The following is a 17,682-nucleotide window of genomic DNA, read 5'->3' as shown; positions in this document are numbered from 1 at the left end:
CTCGGTGGCTTGCCCCGGCTCAGTCACGGGGACCCTCCACCTTGTTGAAGAAGCAGCACCAATCGCCCTGGTTCACGTTGGGCAGGGCGCGCAGGCCGAAGAACATGCCGTCTGCGGGGGCTTTCAGTTCACCCACCTCGTCACCGAAGATGTTGATGATCCGGGCAATGGTGTCGCCCTTCTTCATCATCGTCAGGAAGTCGACGCCCGGCTCGGGCAGGAAGATCCCCGACGCGGGGGCAAGCAACGCCTCCTGCTGGCCCTTGGTGGCGTCGTCCGGATAGGTCGCCGTGCCGTCGAGCATGTCGTAATGGTAGCAGATGTTGACGATCGACTTCGCCAGCTCTTCACCGACGTAGCGGAACCGCTCGGGCGAGGTGTAGGAGCGCCCGCCCAACTCCACGGTGATACCGACCTTGCCGGCGTTGTTCATCGCGGCCATCGGGCTGCCGGACTTGGTGAAGTTGGACATGATGCAGCCCCAACCTTCGCCCATGGCCTTCGCCAGTTCGACGCTCTCGGGACGCTCGTCCACGAAGATCGCCTTGTCGAGGAAGGAATGCGCGCCGCCGGAGTGGATGGAGATCTCAAGGTCGGCCACGTCCTTCATCGCCTCCCAATGGGCATTGGCGATGCGGTCGCTGAAGTAGCCGTTGGCCTTGCCGGGATAGATCCGGTTCATGTCGTAGGCGAAGGTGTCGAGCGGGTTGCCGCGCTCGGCCGCCGAGAAGGCCAGCGGGTTGACGCAAGGCACCAGCACCACCGCGCCGCTCAGTTTGGCGGGGTCGATCTGCTTGACCGCGAGGGCGCAGGCCAGCGGGCCTTCCGGCTCGTCACCATGGATCGCGGCGTTGACCCAGAAGGTCGGGCCGGCCTCGGCGCCGTTGATTACGACGACGGGGATCTCGACCTTCACGCCACCGGCCAGATCGACCGTGGGGATGCCGCCGCGCACGACTTCACCGGGTTTCGCCGTGGCGGTGCCGACGGTCAGGGTGTCATTCTTGTAGGTGCTCATACCGCTTCCGCTCCCGATTTCTCGTAGGCCGCCAGCTGTTCGGGCGTGTAGACCTGCATGAACTCGATCTCGATGCCGCCCGCGTCATTGTCGAGGAAGGCGACCCAACCCTCGGGGTGGGCGTGAGAGCCGAACTTCTTGCACGCCTTGCATTCGCGCAGCGACGCGCCCTGCTCCTGCGCATGGGCGAGCGCCGCGTCGATGTCGTCGACCTCGTAGCAGATGTGGTGCAACCCCTCGGCGCCGCGTTCCTTGATCCAGGCATCGAAACGCCCGCCGGCCTCAGTGGACTGACAAAGCTGGTACTCGATCCCGCCCAGATAGAAGAGCGCGACCTTGTTGCCGGACTTGGGGAAGTGGGTGATCTCAGTGTCGGCGGGCACGTGGAGGAACTTGGCGTAGGCCTCCAGCGCCTTCTCGGCATCGCTGACCGCAAAGGCCATGTGCTTGATACTTTTGACGTTCGGGTTGTCGGATTTCACATTCATCTCTGTTGTCCTTCGGTTCAAGCGGGCTGGCGTTGATCGGCGCGGAAGCTTTCCACGACGCTCGCCATGCGTTTCATTGCGACCTCGATGCGGTCGACGGGTTGGGTCATCGACATGCGCACGAAGTCGTCGGTGTGATCGCCGTAGATCGTGCCCGGGTACATCATCACCCGGCCCTCGGCCAAAAGCCGTTCGCAGAAGGCGCCGGCGGTGATGCCGAGCCCGAGCGAGGCGACGTTGGCATAGACGTAGAAGGCCCCCTGCGGCTCGGCGTAGCTCATGCCGATGGCGTCGAGACCCTTGCAGATCGCGGCGCGGCGCGCGTCATAGGTCTGGCGCATGTCCTCGACACACTGCTGCGAGCCGGTCATCGCGGCCAGCGCGCCATGCTGCGACACGGCGGCGGTGGAAATCGCGAAGGCGTGGTTCACCTCGGACATCGGCATGATCAGATCGCGCGGCCCGGCAAGGTAGCCGATCCGCCAACCGGTCATCGCATAGGCTTTGGAAAAGCCCGAAAGCGTGATCGTGCGCTCCTTCATGCCGGGCAGCGAGGCGACCGGCAGCACCGTGTTGTTGCCAAACGTCAGCCGCGCGTAAATCTCGTCGGAGATCACGATCAGGTCGTGCTTCTTGGCCAGCTCGGCGATCTTGCGCACTTCGTCGGGCGGGGTGACGGAGCCGGTGGGGTTGTTGGGGTTGATCAGCACGAGGATCTTGGATTTCGGCGTGATATGCGCCTCCACCATCTCGGCGGTGAGGGTGAAGTTCGTCTCCATCGTCATCGGGATCGGAACGACCGTGGCGTCGGCCATCTCGGCGGCCTGGCTGTAGGGGTTGTAGCCGGGGCACGGCACGATGATCTCGTCACCGGGGTTCAGCAGAGACAGCGCGATGATGAACATGCCCTGCTGACCGCCCGGCGTGACCATGATCTCGTCAGCCGCGTAATCGGCACCGCCATAGCTGCGGATGTTGTCGGCAATGGCCTCGCGCAACGGCTGGATGCCCAGGGGATGCGTGTAATGGGTGGCACCGTTGGCCAGCGCGTCCTGGCCCGCCTTGATGATGTGCTCGGGCGTGTCGAGGTCGGGGTCGCCACGGCCAAGCTTGATCACGTCGTCCAGCCCTTCGGCAATGTCGAGCATCTTGGTGATCAGCGCACCGTCGGAAAGCTTCACACGATTGGCGAGGCGGGGGGAGATTTCGTGGGTCATGTCTTTTCCTTCCGCCTTAGTTCAGCGCGTAGATGTCGGAATATTTCTTGGTGAGGTGAGCGATATACGGCTCCGGATCGAGCGTGCGTCCGGTGGCCTTCTCCAGCAGCTCATCGCGCGAGAAACGGCGGCCGTGCTGCGCGACGTTCTCGGTCAGCCAGTTGCGCAGCGGCGTGTAATCGGCGTTGTCGAGCGCGGTCTGGATTTCGGGTTTCTTGCTGGTCGCGGTATCGAAAAGCTGCGCGGCCATGATGTTGCCGATGGTGTAGTTGCAGAAGGTGCCGATCTGGCCCGAGGACCAATGCACATCCTGCAAGACGCCGTTCGCGTCGTCGGGCACATCGACGCCGAGATACTCTTTCATCGCGGCGTTCCAGGCTTCCGGCAGGTCAGCCACTTCCAACGAGCCGTCGATCATCTTGGCTTCCAGCTCGCAGCGGACCATGACGTGGAAGTCGTAGGTCAGCTCGTCCGCCTCGACACGGATGAAGGAGGGCTCGGAGCGGTTGATGGCGAGGTAGAACTCCTCCTCCGACACATCGTCGAGCGTGCCGGGATAGGCCGCGCGGATGTCGTCCATGTGGTTCTTCCAGAAAGCGCGCGAGCGGCCCACGTGGTTCTCCCACAGGCGCGACTGGCTCTCATGGGCGCCGAAGCTGACGCCGCCCACAGCGTAGAGGCTGATCAGGTCGGTCGCCAGCGGCGTGCGGGTATAGGCGGGATCGACGCCCTGCTCGTACATCGCGTGGCCCGCCTCGTGCAGTGCGCCGAACAGCGACATCGGCATGTAGTTCTTGTTGACGCGGGTGGTGATCCGCACGTCGTTGCGGGTGAAGGAGACTTCGAAGGGATGTACCGTCGTGTCGAGCCGCCCGCGGTCCAGATCGTAGCCGATCTTCTCGGCCATTTTCAGGGCGAAGGCCATCTGGCCGTCGACCGGATAATCGCGGAACAGGAAGTCCGAGCGCGGCTTGTCGGCCTCGGCAATGGCGCGGATCAGCGGGATCATCCCCTCGCGCAGGCGCGCGAACAGGGTCGTGAGCCCGGCCTGTGTGGTGCCCGGCTCGAAGCGGTACATCAGCGCGTCGTAGGGGTGTTCTTCGTAGCCGAGCGCCTCGGCCATCTCGCGGTTGATGTCGACCATGGTGGTCAGCGCGGGCGCGAAGATGGAGAAGTCGGCCTTCTCGCGCGCCTCGGCCCAGACCTCGTGGGCGGCGGAGCCCAACTCCGTCTTGCGGCGCAGCAGCTCCGCGGGAATGCGCTCGTGGTAGTCGATGGCCTCGCGGACCTGCGCCACGATGCGCGCCTCAGGCGATTCTTCATCCTTGCCGGCGGTTTCGCGGGCCGCGCCGTCGAGGGCGCGCTTCATTTCATCCGAGCACAGCAGATCCCGCGCCGCGACTGCAAGGGTCGCCAACTGCTTGGAGCGGCTCTCGGCGCCGCCCTTGGGCATCATGGTGCGCGCGTCCCAGGAAAGAACCGATCCCGCATTCAGGAAATCGTTCACCCGGCCGGTGGTTTCGATCAACTCTGCATAACTCATCTGTAGGCGTTCTCCGCGCTAGTGTTTCGTGCGGAACGCCGTGGTTTCAGCAAACCATCGGGTTCGACGCAGGGTGCTTGACTATCCATTTCGCTCGTGTATCCCATTTGTACAAGCGCAATGTCGACAATATACTGATGGCAAGGAAGGCATCAGGAGTCAAACCAAAACATTGCTTTCTGTTTCACTGCCCCTGCCCGCAAAGGACGTGCCGCGAAATGCCGAGTTTGAGAACCAATGAAGACGCCCTGGTCGAGATGGCCGTGTCAGGTGTCATCACCACGCCAGCGGTCCGTCCGGGCCAGTACATTCCCTATCCCGATGGCAAGGCAACCGTGCTTCCGGGGATGTTCGGCATTACTTATAACGTGATGTGCGGCGACCGCGCCTTCGGGTGGGCGGGCGACCATGTGGAGCCCGGCGTCTCGATCGATGACGAGGGCGACTCGGGCCGTCACCATGCGCTCCACTACCTCAACTGCATCGGCAACGACGCGGTCGTGACCTCGGGCATGGCTGCGGGCGAACGGGGCATCGTGGTGGGCGAACACGCCCGTATCCTCGTGCAGTTCTCGCCCGAGGCGCATGAGGTCATGGCCCCCGGCGACCGCATTCAGGTCATGACGAAAGGCCAAGGCTTTGCGCTCACGGATTATCCCGGCGTCGCGCTCAAGAAGATGAGCCCCAAGCTGTTCCACGCGATGGGCGTCACCGAGAAAGACGGCCGCCTGCAGGTGAAAGTCGCCATGGAGCTGCCGATCCGCATCATGGGATCGGGCGCCGAGCTGAACTCCGAATATGTCGACCAGGACCTGATGTCGGGCGACCGCGCGTTGATGGCGGAACTGGGAATCGACCAGATGCGTCTGGGCGATCTGATCGCGATCCGCCACGCCGATCACCACTGGGGCCGCTCCTACCGCAAGGATGCGGTTTCAATCTGCCTGTGCATCCACGGCGACAGCATCATGACGGGGCATGGTCCCGGCATTCTCACCCTGATGACCGCGCGCGATGGCGAGATCGATTTCACCGTCGATGCCTCCGCCAACATCGCTGACCTTCTGAACATCGGAGCCTGACATGAGCATCCAAACCAACGCCGCCGATATCGTCACCGTCTCCGTCATGGGGCAGGTCGCGAACCCCTCCCTCTCCGGCCTCCCGGCCGAGCCCTACCGCCTCGACGCCGATGGCAAGGCCTTCCTCTGGCCGACCTTTGGCGGCATCGTCTACAACGTCACCGTGGGCGACAGCGCCTTCGGGTGGGCGGGCGACTGCATCCATCCCTCGGTCTCGATCTCGCACCGGGACGCGAACAAGAACCGCGGCCTCAACGTCTTTGCCTGCGTCGGCAACGAGGCGCTGATCACCAGCGGCGCCGCCAAGGGTGCGCGCGGCGTGGTGACGGGCAAATCCGGGCGCTTCTCCGATCAGGTGATCATCCATTTCGATGTGGAAACCCGCCGCAAGATCGCCGTCGACGACCAGATCCTCGTCAAAGCCGAGGGCGTCGGCCTCACCGTCGACGATTGCCCGGACGTGGCGATCAAATCCCTTTCGACCTCGCTCTTCGATGCGCTGCCCAAGAAGCTTGAGGACGGTGTTCTGAAGGTCGGCGTGGTGGCCACGGTGCCGCCGCATTTCGTCGGCGCGGGCGCGGGCCTGACCTCCGAGGGCGGCTCGCTGCACATCCAGTCCACCGATCGCGCGGCGCTGGCCGAGCATGGCCTCGACAAGCTGCGCCTCGGCGACGTGGTCGCCATTCAGGACACCGACAGCCGCTACAACCACGGCTATCTGCGCGGCGCCATGTCCATCGGCATCGTCGGCCAGACCGACGGCCCGCGCGCCGGCTACGGCCCCGGCATGACCGTGGTGATGACCGCCCCCGCAGGCCAGCTCGGCAGCTTCGACGCGCCGGGCACCAACATCGCCGACATTCTGGAGCTTTCCGCATGACCACCGAACAGACCCCCGCCCGCGTCATCAAGATGACCAACGTCGACCGCGACCAGCTGCGCGCCTTCGTCTCCGAAGGCTTTGAGGCGCTCGGCCTGACCGAGGGCGACGCCGGCATCTTCGCCGACGCGCTGATCTTCTCGGAACTGCGCTTCCATCCCGGGCAGGGACAGGGCGTCGCCCGCCTGCGCCGCTACCACGAGCGCATCGGCAACGGCGAGGTCGACCCCCGCGCCGATTGGTCCATCGTCAAGGAGGGCCCGGCGCTGGCGCTGGTCGATGCCCATAACGGCATCGGCACCGTGGCGGCCTCCAAGGCGATGTCGCTGGCGATCAAGAAGGCCAAGGAAGGCGGCATCGGCACCGTCATCGTGCGCAACTCCACCCATTACGGCTCCAGCGCCGTGCATGCCTGCCAGGCACTGGAGCATGGCTGCATCGGCATGGCCTTCACCAACGCGGGCCCCGAGATGGCCCCTTGGGGCGGGCGCGAGGGCGTGACCGGCACCAACCCCTGGTCCATCGCCGCGCCGTCGGATCAAGGCTTCCCCACCGTGCTCGACATCGCGCTGACGACGGCGGGCAAGGGCATGATGAACTGGTTGATCCGCGAGGGTCGCAAGATGCCCAAGGACTGGGCGATCACCCCCGACGGCGAGGAAACCGACGATCCGGCCGCCGCGCTGAAGGGGCCGCTTCTGGCGATCGGCGGGCACAAGGGCTACGGCCTCGCCTTCATGACCGAGGCGCTGACCGGCGTGCTCTCGGGCGGCGGCTTCGGGCTGAAGCCCTACTCCGATCCGAAGAAGCTGGACGTCTCGCACTACTTCCAGGCGATCGACATCTCGTGGTTCATGGACCCGGCCGAATACGCCGAGCGGATGGGCGAGTTCGTCCAGATGGCCAAGACCCGCGCCAAGCGTCCCGGCGTCGACGAGATCATGGTCCCCGGCGAGCAGGAGGCCCGCCGGACGGCGGCGAAATCCGAGAACGGCGTGCCGATCGACAACGTGGTGCTGGCCGACATGAAGGAATTGGGTCGCGAGTTGGGTCTGACGACCTCGATCGACGAGCTTGGCCCCTACACCGGTGACTTCCTGTGAGCCTGCGGCCGCTGGACAGCACCTTCTTCGACCGCGCGCGCGACCGTCTGCGCGCGCGGGCACAGGCGGCGGGCCTCGACGGCCTGCTGCTTCTGCGCGCGCCCAACCTGGCCTATGCAACGGGCTTGTTCCTCTCGGCCAACGAGCGGCCGATGGGCGTCTGGGTCCCGGTCGAGGGCGACCCGATCCTGATGTTGCCCGCGCTGGAGCGCGAGAATGCCGAGGGCACGGGCATCCGTGACCTGCGGTTCTACGACGAATTCCCCGGAGAGGTGCCCGCCGTTCTCTGGATGCTCGACCAGATCGGGCGCAAATCCATCGCCATCGACCTGCTGGACGCCGCCCTTCTGGACGCGGCGCGCGAGAAGCTGGCGCGGCTCGACCTGACCGACCACGCCATGCCGGTGCGCGCGGTGAAAGAGCCCGAAGAGATCGCGCTGACGGTGGAAGCCGCCAGCTTCGCAGACCTCTTCCTCAGCCGCCTGCACGCGGCGGCCGGCGATATCATTTCCCAGGGCGGCACCGAGGCCGACTTGATGGCCGACGCCATGGCCCACGCCCGCGGCGCGCTCTTTGCCAAGCACAAGGAAGCCTTCGCCGGCACCCCGATGGGCATCACCGCCTCGGTCCATTCCGGCCCCCGCGCGGCCCTGCCCCATGGCGCCGTTCTCGAACGGGTGCCGCAGGCCGGCGAGACCCTGATCGCCGGGATCGGCGGCAGCCTCGGCGGCTATCACGCCGAAAGCGGCGTCACGCTGATCGTGGGCGAGATCAGCCCCGAGCAGCGTCGGATCATGGCGGCGATGGAGGCCTGCAACGACGCGGGCGTCGCAGCGCTCGCCGCGCGCACCACCTGCACGCAGGCCAATGACGCCGCGCTCGACGCCCTGCGCGACGCCGGGCTTGGCGACACGATCCGCCACCGGATCGGCCACGGCATGGGGCTGGAGGGGCACGAAGCCCCCTGGCTCGCACCCGGCGACGACACAAGGATCGAAACCCACATGATTTTCTCCAACGAGCCGGGCGTCTACCGCCCCGGCATCGATGGATACCGCACGATCAACACGATGGTCGTGACCGCCGACGGGGTCGATATCCCCTCGCGGTTCCAGGCTACCACCCCGATCGACGCCCGCGTCATCGCAATCTGAGGAGCTTAGAGATGCCCGAACCAGCCGCTTGGCATTACCAGAAGATAACCAAACCGATGTTCGAGGCCGAGGCCAAGGATTGCGTCTACCTCGGTCGCGTCATCACCTGCGTCGGTGACGAGATCATCGAGGATGGTTTCGTCCATGTGAAGGACGGCAAGATCGCCGCCGTGGGCCCCCGCGCCGAGGCGCCCGAGGGCGTCGAGACCCTCGACACCGAGGGCAAGACCCTGATGCCGGGCATGATGAACAGCCACGCGCACCTGTCGTGGGACGGCATTCACGAACTCAGCCAGCAGAGCATGTACGACGCGCCGGAAATCCGCGCCTACAAGGCGGCCGGCAACATGATCAAGAGCCTGCGCGCCGGCATCACGCTGGTCCGCGACCTGGGCGTGCATAACGCCAACCTCTTCACCAAGCAGGCCGTGGCCCAGGGCATCTTCCCCGGACCGCGCCTTCTGGTGTCGGGTGAAAGCATCATCCAGACCGGCGGCCACACCTATTGGGTCTGCCGCGAGGCTTCGGGCGCCGACGAGATGCGCCGCGCCGTGCGCGATCAGGTGAAGGGCGGGGCCGACCTGATCAAGATCATGGCCTGCCACGACACGCTGGAGTTCACCGACGAGGAACTGCACGCCGTCATCGACGAGGCCCACCGCAACAAGCTGCCGATCACGGCCCATGCGACCTACAACGACTGCATCGCGCGCGTGGCCGAGGCGGGCATCGACTGCATCGAGCATGGTGGCTCGATGACCGACGAGACAATCCAGCTTTTGCTCGACAAGAAGCTGCCCATCGTCACCACCTTCTCGGCGCTGGTGATCCAGGCCAACGAGAAGATCGCCCGCGATTTCGGCATTCCCGAGTGGAAGATCGAAGAGCGCAAGCGCGCCGTGGCCGACAAGTCCCGCTTCGACGGGCTGGTGCGTGCGGCCAAGGCCGGCGTGCCGATCGTCTTCGGCACCGACGCCGGCAGCCCGGCGGTGGAGCATGACCGCATCGTGCCGGAACTGGGCTTCATGGTGGAAGTGGGCGTCTGCCCCGACAACCTCGATGCCCTGCGTGCGATCACCGCGCGCGCGGCCGTTCTCAACGGCATGGGCGACACGCTCGGCACGCTGGAGGCCGGGAAGCTGGCCGACATGATCGTGGTCGACGGCAAGCCCGATCAGGACCTTACCGCACTGGAAAAAGTCGACATGACCTTCATCGACGGCAAAAGGATGCACGGATGACTTCGCTACTGCTGCAACGCACCGCCCCCCGGATCGTCGAGGAAGACGGCTCCTTCCGCACCAAGATGCTGGAGATCGCCTCCGGCCTCGACAATGTCATCGCGCTCGGGCGCGGTGATCCCGACTTCCACACCCCGGCCCATATCGTGGAGGCCGCCAAGGCCGCGCTGGACGACAACCAGCACCATTACACCGGCCCCACCGGCCTGCCGCCCCTGCGTCAGGCGATCTGCGACAACCTCAAGGCCGAATACGGGCTGGACTACGACGCGGACGAAATCATCGTCACCGCCGGCGTTCAGGAAAGCATCATGCTGTGCATGTTGGGCCTCGTGCAGGAGGGCGACGAGGTGCTGATCACCTCGCCGCGCTTCACCACCTACGACACCGCCGTGCACCTCTGCGGCGGCGTGCCGGTGCCGGTGCCGACCTTCCAGAAGGACGATTTCGCGCTGGACGTGGACGAGATTGAGAAGCGGATCACCGACAAGACGCGGATGTTCGTGATGGTCTCGCCCAACAACCCCACCGGCGCCGTGACCCCGCCCGAGGTGATCCGCAAGATCGCCGATCTGGCGATCAAGCATGACATCCTTGTCATCGCCGACGAGATCTACGCCAAGCTGATCTACCCGGGTCACGAGCACCTGTCGCTGGCGACCCTGCCCGGCATGAAGGAACGCACGATCACGCTTAACGGGTTCTCCAAGACCTACGCGATGACGGGCTGGCGCGTCGGCTACATGGCCGCCCCGGCGGACTTCGTGGAAAAGCTGACCGAACCGCGCCACACGCTTTCGATCAACACCTGCACGGTGTCGCAGCACGCCGCGCTGGCCGCGCTGACCGGCCCGCAGGACGAGATGGAGGCGACGTTCCGCGACTATGCCGAACGGCGTGACTACCTGATGGGCGCGCTGACCGAGGCAGGCCTGTCCTACGGCGCACCGGGCGGGGCCTTTTACATCTACACCAACATCTCCAGCACCGGCATGAAGGCCAAGCCCTTCTGCGAGAACCTGCTGCGCGAGACCGGTGTCATGGTCTTCCCCGGCGACATGTTCGGCGAACCCGACAGCGATTTCATTCGCATCAGCTACCTGCAGCCGCTCCCCGTCATTCAGGAGGCGATGCAGCGCATCCAAGGCTTCATCACTGCCAACAAGAAGGCCATCGCATGAGTAACATGACCCCGAACCCGGACGAGAAATTCGTCGGCATCCAAGTCAGCCCGATCAGCTTCATCGACGAGGGCGTCGACACCGTGCTCGACACCCTCAAGGATCGTGTCGGCGTCAACGTCCTGATGCTCGGCACGGTAAGCTGGCTTGGCCTGAAAACCGGCCGCTCCATCGCGCACGAGCTGGACGGCTGGCCCGACCACGGCGTCCCCGAGCCCTTCACCATGAAGGGCGGCGCCTACTACAACCCCGATCCGCGCTATTACTCCAAGACGCTGATCAAGGACTTCCGCGCCACCGACAAGGAAATGGAGGGGATCGACATTCTCGACCTCGTCATCCCCGAGGCCCACAAACGCGACATGAAGGTCTACGTCGAGCTGATGGAGCCCTTCTTCAAATACGCGGGTCATGGCTCGGTCAACAACATCGAGATCCCGAACCTCGCCTCCTGCATGGAGGTCGACGTTTTCGGCGTCCGCAAGGACGAGCCCTCGACCTCGAACCCCGACTACCGCAACTGGATGCATGCGATCATCGAGGACCAGGTGCGCAATTACGACATCGACGGCATCATGTGGTGCAACGAGCGCAACTCGCCGCTCGACCAGATGATGCAGGGTCAGGCCCCCGGCGACTTCTCGGAAGCCGCCCGTGCCGAGGCCGTGGCGCGGGGCATCGACGTGGAAGCCTGTCGCCGTGCCTGCATTAAGATGTACGACTTCATGCAGGATGCGCTCGGCGGCAAGGAGTTCGACGACGGCGCCTTCATCACCTTCATCCGCGTGCTGCTGGAAAACCCCGAGTTCCTGATCTGGGAGCGGTTCTGGCTGGAGCGCAACAAGGACCTCGACCGCGAGCTCTATGGCCTCGTGAAATGGTGCAAGCCGAACCTGCCCTTCGGGCTCAACGTCTGGAACCGCAACCATTTCAACCTGTTCCGCCGCGCCCAATGGCCGTGGGAAGAGCAGACGCGCTATGCCGATTGGGTCAAGCCGATCACCTACCAGCACCAGTCCGGCGAGATCTGGCACAAGGAATTCGGCTTCTTCCACAAGACCATCCTGCGCGATTTCGATCCGGAAGTGGCGATGAAGATCCTCGACGGAATCCTCGGCATTCAAGGCTCGGGCATCGACACGGTGATCCAGGACGGTCTCGACCCCGATACCTACGTCTACGGCCAATGCGCCGAGGCGCTGAAGGGCGTCCACGACAAGGCGAAGGTCTTCATGGGCCTCGGCATCGACGCGCCCCGCGTCCGGGCCGATCAGGCCAAATGCACGCCCGACATCGCCTATCGCTCGGTCATGGCGACCTACCGCGCGGGCGGGCACGGCGTCGTGCTGTCGCCGAACTATGCCTCCATGCATCTCACCAACCTGGACGGCGTGGCCAAGGCCCTAACCGAGTTGGGCCTGAAATGAGCGCGCTGGACACGCTGATCACGGGCGGCGAGGTTCTGCTGCCTGACGGCCTGCACCGGGTCGATCTCGGCCTGTCCGACGGCAAGGTGGCGGGGGTCTATGCCCCCGGCACCGCCCCGGACGCGGCCGAAACCATCGATGCGGGCGGCAAGACCGTGCTGCCCGGCATCGTCGACATCCACTTCCACGTGCGCGCGCCGGCCTACCCCGAGCGCGGCACCGTGCTGTCAGAGACCCGTGCCGCGGCGGCCGGCGGCGTCACCACGCTGTTCGAGATGCCGATCTCCAAGCCCTGCTGCTCCACCCCGGAAGAGCTGGCCCGGCGGCGCGATCATTTCGCCGAGAACGCCGTCATCGACTTCGCGCTCTACGCCGCGCCCGGTGATCTGACCGAGGCCAGCCGCGACAAGATGATGGACCTGGGCAATATCGCCTGGAAGATCTTCACCACCCCCTCGCCCGCCGGCCGTGCCGACGAGTTCGAGGGCCTGGCCTTCCCCGACGAGGCCGACCAGATGCGCGCGTTGCAGCTGCTGTCCGACACCGGGCTGCCGATCGTGGTCCATGCCGAAAGCGCCGCCCTGCTGGCGCATTACGAGGAGAAGGCCAAGGCGCTCGATCCCGCCGATGCGATGACCCATGGCGCGTCGCGCCCGGCGATCTGTGAATCGGTGGCCGTGGCCAAGCTTCTGGCGATGAACATCACCGCGCAGGCCAAGCTCCACATCGCCCATGTCACCAGCGCCGAGACGGTCGAGGTGCTGCGCGCCTTCGCCGGCACCTCGGATTTCACCGCCGAGACCTGCCCGCAATACCTCTTCGCCACCGAAGAGGACGTCGCCAAGGCCGGCATCTACGCCAAGGTGAACCCGCCGATCCGCACCAAGGCGGATCAGGACGCGCTGTGGCAGGCGATCGAGGACGGGGTGATCAACTACGTCACCACCGACCACGCCCCCTTCGCCAAGGCCGAGAAGCAGGCCGCCGAGGGCGACTTTCCCGGCGCCCCTCCCGGCGTGCCGGGGATCGAGTTCATCCTGCCCGCCATGCTCGACGCGGTATCGCAGGGGCGCCTTTCCCTGAAGCGCGCCCACGACCTGATCTGTGCAAATGGTGCGCGGCGATATGGACTTTACCCGCACAAAGGGGCACTTCTACCGGGGAGCGCCGCAGATGTGACGATTATCGATCTCGCGGCCCAAACGACGTTCAGCCCCGAGACGATGCACACTCATGCACGCGAAGTTGCGCATCTGTTCTACGGCCGCTGCCTGCAAGGGCGCGTCGTGCAGACGATTCTGGCGGGTACTACCGTTTTCCAAGACGGCTCGGTTACGGGCACGCAAGGCGGCGGTCGTTTCGTGACCCCTGGCTTGGGGAAATGACACCCCAGAACCCATAGCGGGACAGGCCTCGGCGCCTGTCCCTGACACGTAAGGGATGGCACCGATGGCAGTCGCAGATGAGATCATGCGCCCAACCGACACGGTCGGTTGGCGGAGCGGGTTCAACACGATCAAGAGAGTCACGAAGCTGGCGTTGCGCACGCCCTGGATGGTCGCAATTGCGCTGATCTCCACGGTGATCGCCGCCACGTTGCAGCTTCTCGTCCCGGTGCTTCTGGGGCGGGCGGTCGACCAGACGCAGTTATTGCTGTCCGGCGGCGCTTCCGGAGCCGAGGCCGCCACCGCCGCGCTCTGGGCCACCGCATGGCTGGTGCTCGGCGTCTGGGTCACGCGCGGCATCTTCACCGTGTTCCAGAACTACTTCAGCGAAAGCGTGGGCCATCACGTCGGCTACATGCTGCGGCTGGCCTATTACGAAAAAATCCAGCGGCTGAGCTTCGGCTTCCACGACCGGATGCATTCGGGCGACCTGATCACCCTCGGGATGCTGGACCTAGAGGGCGTGCGGATGTTCTTTTCCACCGGCCTCGTGCGCATCCTGCTTCTGAGCATCCTGATCGGCGTCGGCGGCTACCTGCTCCTGTCCACCGACCTCACCCTCGGGCTGCTGGCGCTCAGCTTCGTGCCCTTCGTGGCCTGGCGTTCCTCGGTCACGCAGCTGAAACTGCGCGGCACTTGGCTGGAGCTGCAAAACCGCCTGTCGGACCTCAGCCGGGTGATGGAGGAAAACCTCGGCGGCATCCGTGTGGTGCGCGCCTTTGCGGGCAAGCCCTACGAGATGGGCAAGTACCGCTCCGCGTCCGAGAACGCGCTCGACCTCGCCCATGAGCGCGTCGATATCCGCGTGCGCAATACTTCGATGATGACCTTCTCCTTCCTCGTCGCCATGGGGCTGGTGCTCTGGATCGGCAGCGGCAAGGTGATGCGGGGCGACATCACCGTCGGCACGCTGACCTCGTTCCTGACCTTCATGACGATCCTGCAAATGCCGGTTCGGCAGTTGGGAATGCTGGTGAACTCCTTCGCGCGGACGGCCACCTGCGGCGAGCGGGTCTTCGCGCTGCTGGACCTCGACCTTGCGATCACCGACGCGCCCGGCGCGCAGGACCTGCAGGTCAGCGACGGCGTGCTGCGCTTCGACAACGTGGGCTTCACCTACCCCGGCGCGGCCAAGCCAACGCTGGAGGGGATCAGCTTCGAGGCCCGCCGTGGCGAAACCATCGGCATCATCGGGCCGCCGGGCAGCGGCAAGTCGACCATCGCCCACCTGATCCCGCGCTTCTACGACGTCACCGGCGGGTCGATCACCATCGACGGGCAGGACATCCGCGACGTGACCCTCGCCTCGCTGCGGCACGAGGTCGTGGCGGTGCAGCAGGATGCCTTCCTGTTCACCACCAGCCTCGAGAACAACATCGCCTACGGTGATCCCTGGGCGCCGCCCTCCAAGATCGCCGACGCCAGCGCCTCGGCGCAGCTGCACCAGTTCATCGCCACCCTGCCCGCCGGTTACGAGACCATCGTGGGCGAGCGGGGCGCGTCGCTCTCGGGCGGGCAGCGGCAGCGGATGACCATCGCCCGGACGCTGATGCTGCGCCCCTCGGTGCTGATCTTCGACGACAGCACCGCCGCCGTGGATGCCGGCACCGAGCAGCGCATCCGCACCACCATTCAGGCGCAGGCCGACGAGCGGGTGACGATCATCGTGGCCCATCGCCTGAACTCGCTGATGCATGCCGACCGCATCCTCTTCATCGAGGACGGCCGGATCGTGGAGCAGGGCAACCACGCCGAACTGCTGGAACTGGGGGGCCGCTACCGCGCCCTGCATGACCTGCAAAACCGTCCCGAGGAGGCCGCGCAATGAGCGACGAACTTGAAGTCGAACGCGGCGACGTCCGCGACAATGGCCGCCGCCCGCCCCGCGCGGTCGTGGGCTCGCACCGGATCGAGGAAGACATGTTCGGCCGCGTCTTCGACCGCAACATCGTGGCGCGGATCTGGGAGTTCGTCTCGCCCTACCGGCGGCAGTTGATCATCGCCGTGGTGGCGGTGCTGATCTTCACCGGCACCCAGATCGTGATCCCGTTGATCATCAGCTACGCCATCGATAACGGGCTGACCGCCGATGCCGCGGGCCAATCGGCCCTGCGCAACGCGATCATCGCTTTCGCGGTGGCCATCGGCCTCAACTACGGCGCCGCCTGGGTGCAGGAGAGCGTGGTCGGCAAGGCCGCCGAGAACGTGCTCTTCGACATTCGCACCGCCATGTTCGGACACCTGCAGGACGTGTCGCTCAGCTTCATGGACAAGACCGAGGTGGGCCGCCTGATGTCGCGTCTGCAGGGCGACGTGAACGCGATGCAGGAATTCCTCGAGACCTCGGTGCTATCGGTGGGCGACATCGTGCTGCTCTTCGGGATCATCGCCTCAATGCTATGGCTCGACCTGAAACTGGGGCTTCTGACGCTCTGCGTGCTGCCGGTGCTGTTCCTCGTGCGGATCATCTGGCTGCCCCGCGCCCGGGCCGCCTTCATGGCCGCCCATGAGGCCAACTCGGTCACCAACGGCGCGCTGGCCGAGGCGATCCACGGCGTCCGCACGGTGCAGAGCATGGACCGGCAGGGCGTGAACTTCGGCCTCTATCGCGACAAGGCGCAGGCGACCTTGATGGCGCATCGCACCGCCTCGAAATACGCGCAGGTCATGGTGCCGATCGTGGACAGCCTGACCGGCATCGCCATGGCGGTGGTCGTGGTCGTCGGCGGCTCCATGGTGCTCGGCGAGACGCTGGAGGTCGGCGTCATGGTCGCCTTCCTGTTCTACATCCAGCGCTTCTTCGACCCGATCCGCTCGCTGACCATGCAGTATTCGGTGATGCAGCGGGCCATGGCCTCGGGGCAGCGGCTGATCGACGTGCTCGACGTCCGGGTGGACATCAAGGACGCGGAAGACGCCGTGGACCTGCCGCACGAAACCGAGGGCGCGGTGGAATTCCGCAACGTGACCTTCGGCTACAATCCGGCGGAGCCGGTGCTGAAGAACGTCAGCTTCAAGGTGAACCCCGGTGAGACGGTGGCCCTTGTCGGGCCAACCGGCTCGGGCAAGTCCAGCGCCATGTCACTGCTGAACCGCTTCTACGACGTGCAGGGCGGCCAGGTGCTGGTCGACGGCCACGACGTGCGCAACCTTACTCAGGCCTCCATCGGGCGCGAGATCGCCATGGTGTTGCAGGAGCCTTACCTGTTCAGCGGCACGCTGATGGAGAACATCCGCTACAACAAGACCGACGCCACTGACGAGGACGTCATGGCAGCCGCCAAGGCCGTGGGCACGCATGATTTCATCATGGAGCTTCCGGCGGGTTATCAGACCGAGATGGGGGAGCGGGGCGGCTCGCTCTCGCTTGGGCAGCGGCAGCTTGTCAGCTTCGCCCGCGCGCTGGTGGCCGATGCGCGCATCCTGGTGCTGGACGAGGCTACGGCGAGCATCGACAGCTATACCGAGATGCTGATCCAGAAAGCTCTGGTGACGTTGCTGACGGGTCGGACGGGGCTTGTGATCGCCCACCGGCTGGCCACGATCCGAGACGCGGACAAGATCATCGTGTTGCAGGCGGGCGAGGTGCTGGAGCAGGGCAACCATGAAGAGCTGATGGCGCTCGGCGGGCTCTATTCGCAGCTCTACAGCGTGAACTACGGGTCGTTCGACGACCTGCCCGAGGTGGCGAGCGATCCGCAATCCTCGTGACGATTACACGGACCGGGCGCGGCGTCTGTCGGTCCGGTCCCTGCCCTTTCCCTGAACCCTCGTTGATTGGAAAAGGCTCTCCTGTGTGCCTCGAAAAAGAGGGGGCGGGAGCCTGATGTGTGCAGGGCGTTCAGGCTTGCGCAGGACCTCTATCTCATTGAAAAACATAACATACCGCACCAGAGAGCCGCA

General features: G+C 65.3%; 14 protein-coding genes. 10 read left to right on the top strand and 4 right to left on the bottom strand.

Annotated features, from left to right (window positions below; translation table 11 throughout):
• Nucleotides 1-19: 19 nt before the first annotated feature.
• The 4 genes from KYE46_RS03165 to KYE46_RS03150 are packed head-to-tail and all read right to left on the bottom strand — an operon-like array spanning nt 20 to nt 4,266.
• Nucleotides 20-1,018 (bottom strand): succinylglutamate desuccinylase/aspartoacylase family protein, encoded by a 999-nt coding sequence (locus KYE46_RS03165; RefSeq protein WP_219003395.1) that lies wholly within the window; start codon nt 1,016-1,018, stop codon nt 20-22.
• Nucleotides 1,015-1,506, bottom strand: a complete 492-nt coding sequence (locus KYE46_RS03160; protein WP_219003393.1) for a VOC family protein — start codon at nt 1,504-1,506, stop codon at nt 1,015-1,017. Before KYE46_RS03160 ends, KYE46_RS03165 begins: the two co-directional genes overlap by 4 nt.
• 17 nt (nt 1,507-1,523) lie before the next feature.
• Nucleotides 1,524-2,723, bottom strand: coding sequence for a pyridoxal phosphate-dependent aminotransferase (locus KYE46_RS03155; RefSeq protein WP_219003391.1), 1,200 nt, complete (start codon nt 2,721-2,723; stop codon nt 1,524-1,526).
• A gap of 16 nt (nt 2,724-2,739) precedes the next feature.
• The gene (locus KYE46_RS03150; protein ID WP_219003389.1) at nt 2,740-4,266 is read right to left on the bottom strand and encodes a carboxypeptidase M32; all 1,527 of its coding nucleotides are present in this window, start codon (nt 4,264-4,266) and stop codon (nt 2,740-2,742) included.
• A gap of 218 nt (nt 4,267-4,484) precedes the next feature.
• On the opposite strand from KYE46_RS03150, the gene KYE46_RS03145 reads away from it, so the two are divergent.
• From KYE46_RS03145 to KYE46_RS03100, 10 genes are all read left to right on the top strand, one after another.
• Nucleotides 4,485-5,348: a DUF4438 domain-containing protein gene (locus tag KYE46_RS03145; protein ID WP_219003388.1), complete on the top strand. Its 864-nt coding sequence runs from the start codon at nt 4,485-4,487 to the stop codon at nt 5,346-5,348.
• Between the two features lies 1 nt (nt 5,349).
• Complete coding sequence (locus KYE46_RS03140; RefSeq protein ID WP_219003387.1) at nt 5,350-6,228, top strand: DUF4438 domain-containing protein; 879 nt, start codon at nt 5,350-5,352, stop codon at nt 6,226-6,228.
• The gene (locus tag KYE46_RS03135) at nt 6,225-7,331 is read left to right on the top strand and encodes an Ldh family oxidoreductase (RefSeq protein ID WP_247716898.1); all 1,107 of its coding nucleotides are present in this window, start codon (nt 6,225-6,227) and stop codon (nt 7,329-7,331) included. The genes KYE46_RS03140 and KYE46_RS03135 overlap by 4 nt, the downstream gene beginning before the upstream one ends.
• Nucleotides 7,328-8,485: a M24 family metallopeptidase gene (locus KYE46_RS03130; RefSeq protein ID WP_247716897.1), complete on the top strand. Its 1,158-nt coding sequence runs from the start codon at nt 7,328-7,330 to the stop codon at nt 8,483-8,485. The genes KYE46_RS03135 and KYE46_RS03130 overlap by 4 nt, the downstream gene beginning before the upstream one ends.
• An 11-nt stretch (nt 8,486-8,496) precedes the next feature.
• The gene (locus tag KYE46_RS03125; RefSeq protein ID WP_219003386.1) at nt 8,497-9,726 is read left to right on the top strand and encodes an amidohydrolase family protein; all 1,230 of its coding nucleotides are present in this window, start codon (nt 8,497-8,499) and stop codon (nt 9,724-9,726) included.
• Nucleotides 9,723-10,907 (top strand): pyridoxal phosphate-dependent aminotransferase, encoded by a 1,185-nt coding sequence (locus KYE46_RS03120; RefSeq protein WP_219003385.1) that lies wholly within the window; start codon nt 9,723-9,725, stop codon nt 10,905-10,907. The genes KYE46_RS03125 and KYE46_RS03120 overlap by 4 nt, the downstream gene beginning before the upstream one ends.
• Nucleotides 10,904-12,334 carry a hypothetical protein gene (locus KYE46_RS03115; RefSeq protein WP_219003384.1) on the top strand — a complete coding sequence of 477 codons (1,431 nt, stop codon included), beginning with the start codon at nt 10,904-10,906 and terminating at the stop codon, nt 12,332-12,334. Before KYE46_RS03120 ends, KYE46_RS03115 begins: the two co-directional genes overlap by 4 nt.
• On the top strand, nt 12,331-13,719 hold the full coding sequence (locus KYE46_RS03110) for a dihydroorotase (protein WP_219003383.1): 1,389 nt from the start codon (nt 12,331-12,333) through the stop codon (nt 13,717-13,719). The genes KYE46_RS03115 and KYE46_RS03110 overlap by 4 nt, the downstream gene beginning before the upstream one ends.
• Nucleotides 13,720-13,783: 64 nt before the next feature.
• Entirely contained in the window at nt 13,784-15,607 is a 1,824-nt protein-coding gene (locus tag KYE46_RS03105; RefSeq protein ID WP_247716896.1) for an ABC transporter ATP-binding protein, read from the top strand.
• Nucleotides 15,604-17,490, top strand: coding sequence for an ABC transporter ATP-binding protein (locus tag KYE46_RS03100; protein WP_219003381.1), 1,887 nt, complete (start codon nt 15,604-15,606; stop codon nt 17,488-17,490). The genes KYE46_RS03105 and KYE46_RS03100 overlap by 4 nt, the downstream gene beginning before the upstream one ends.
• The last annotated feature ends 192 nt before the right edge of the window (nt 17,491-17,682 follow it).

It is taken from the genome of Gymnodinialimonas ceratoperidinii, from assembly GCF_019297855.1.
Lineage (GTDB): Bacteria > Pseudomonadota > Alphaproteobacteria > Rhodobacterales > Rhodobacteraceae > Gymnodinialimonas > Gymnodinialimonas ceratoperidinii.
Note: the sequence above shows the minus strand (reverse complement) of the source record. Positions and strands in the feature narration are given on the sequence as shown.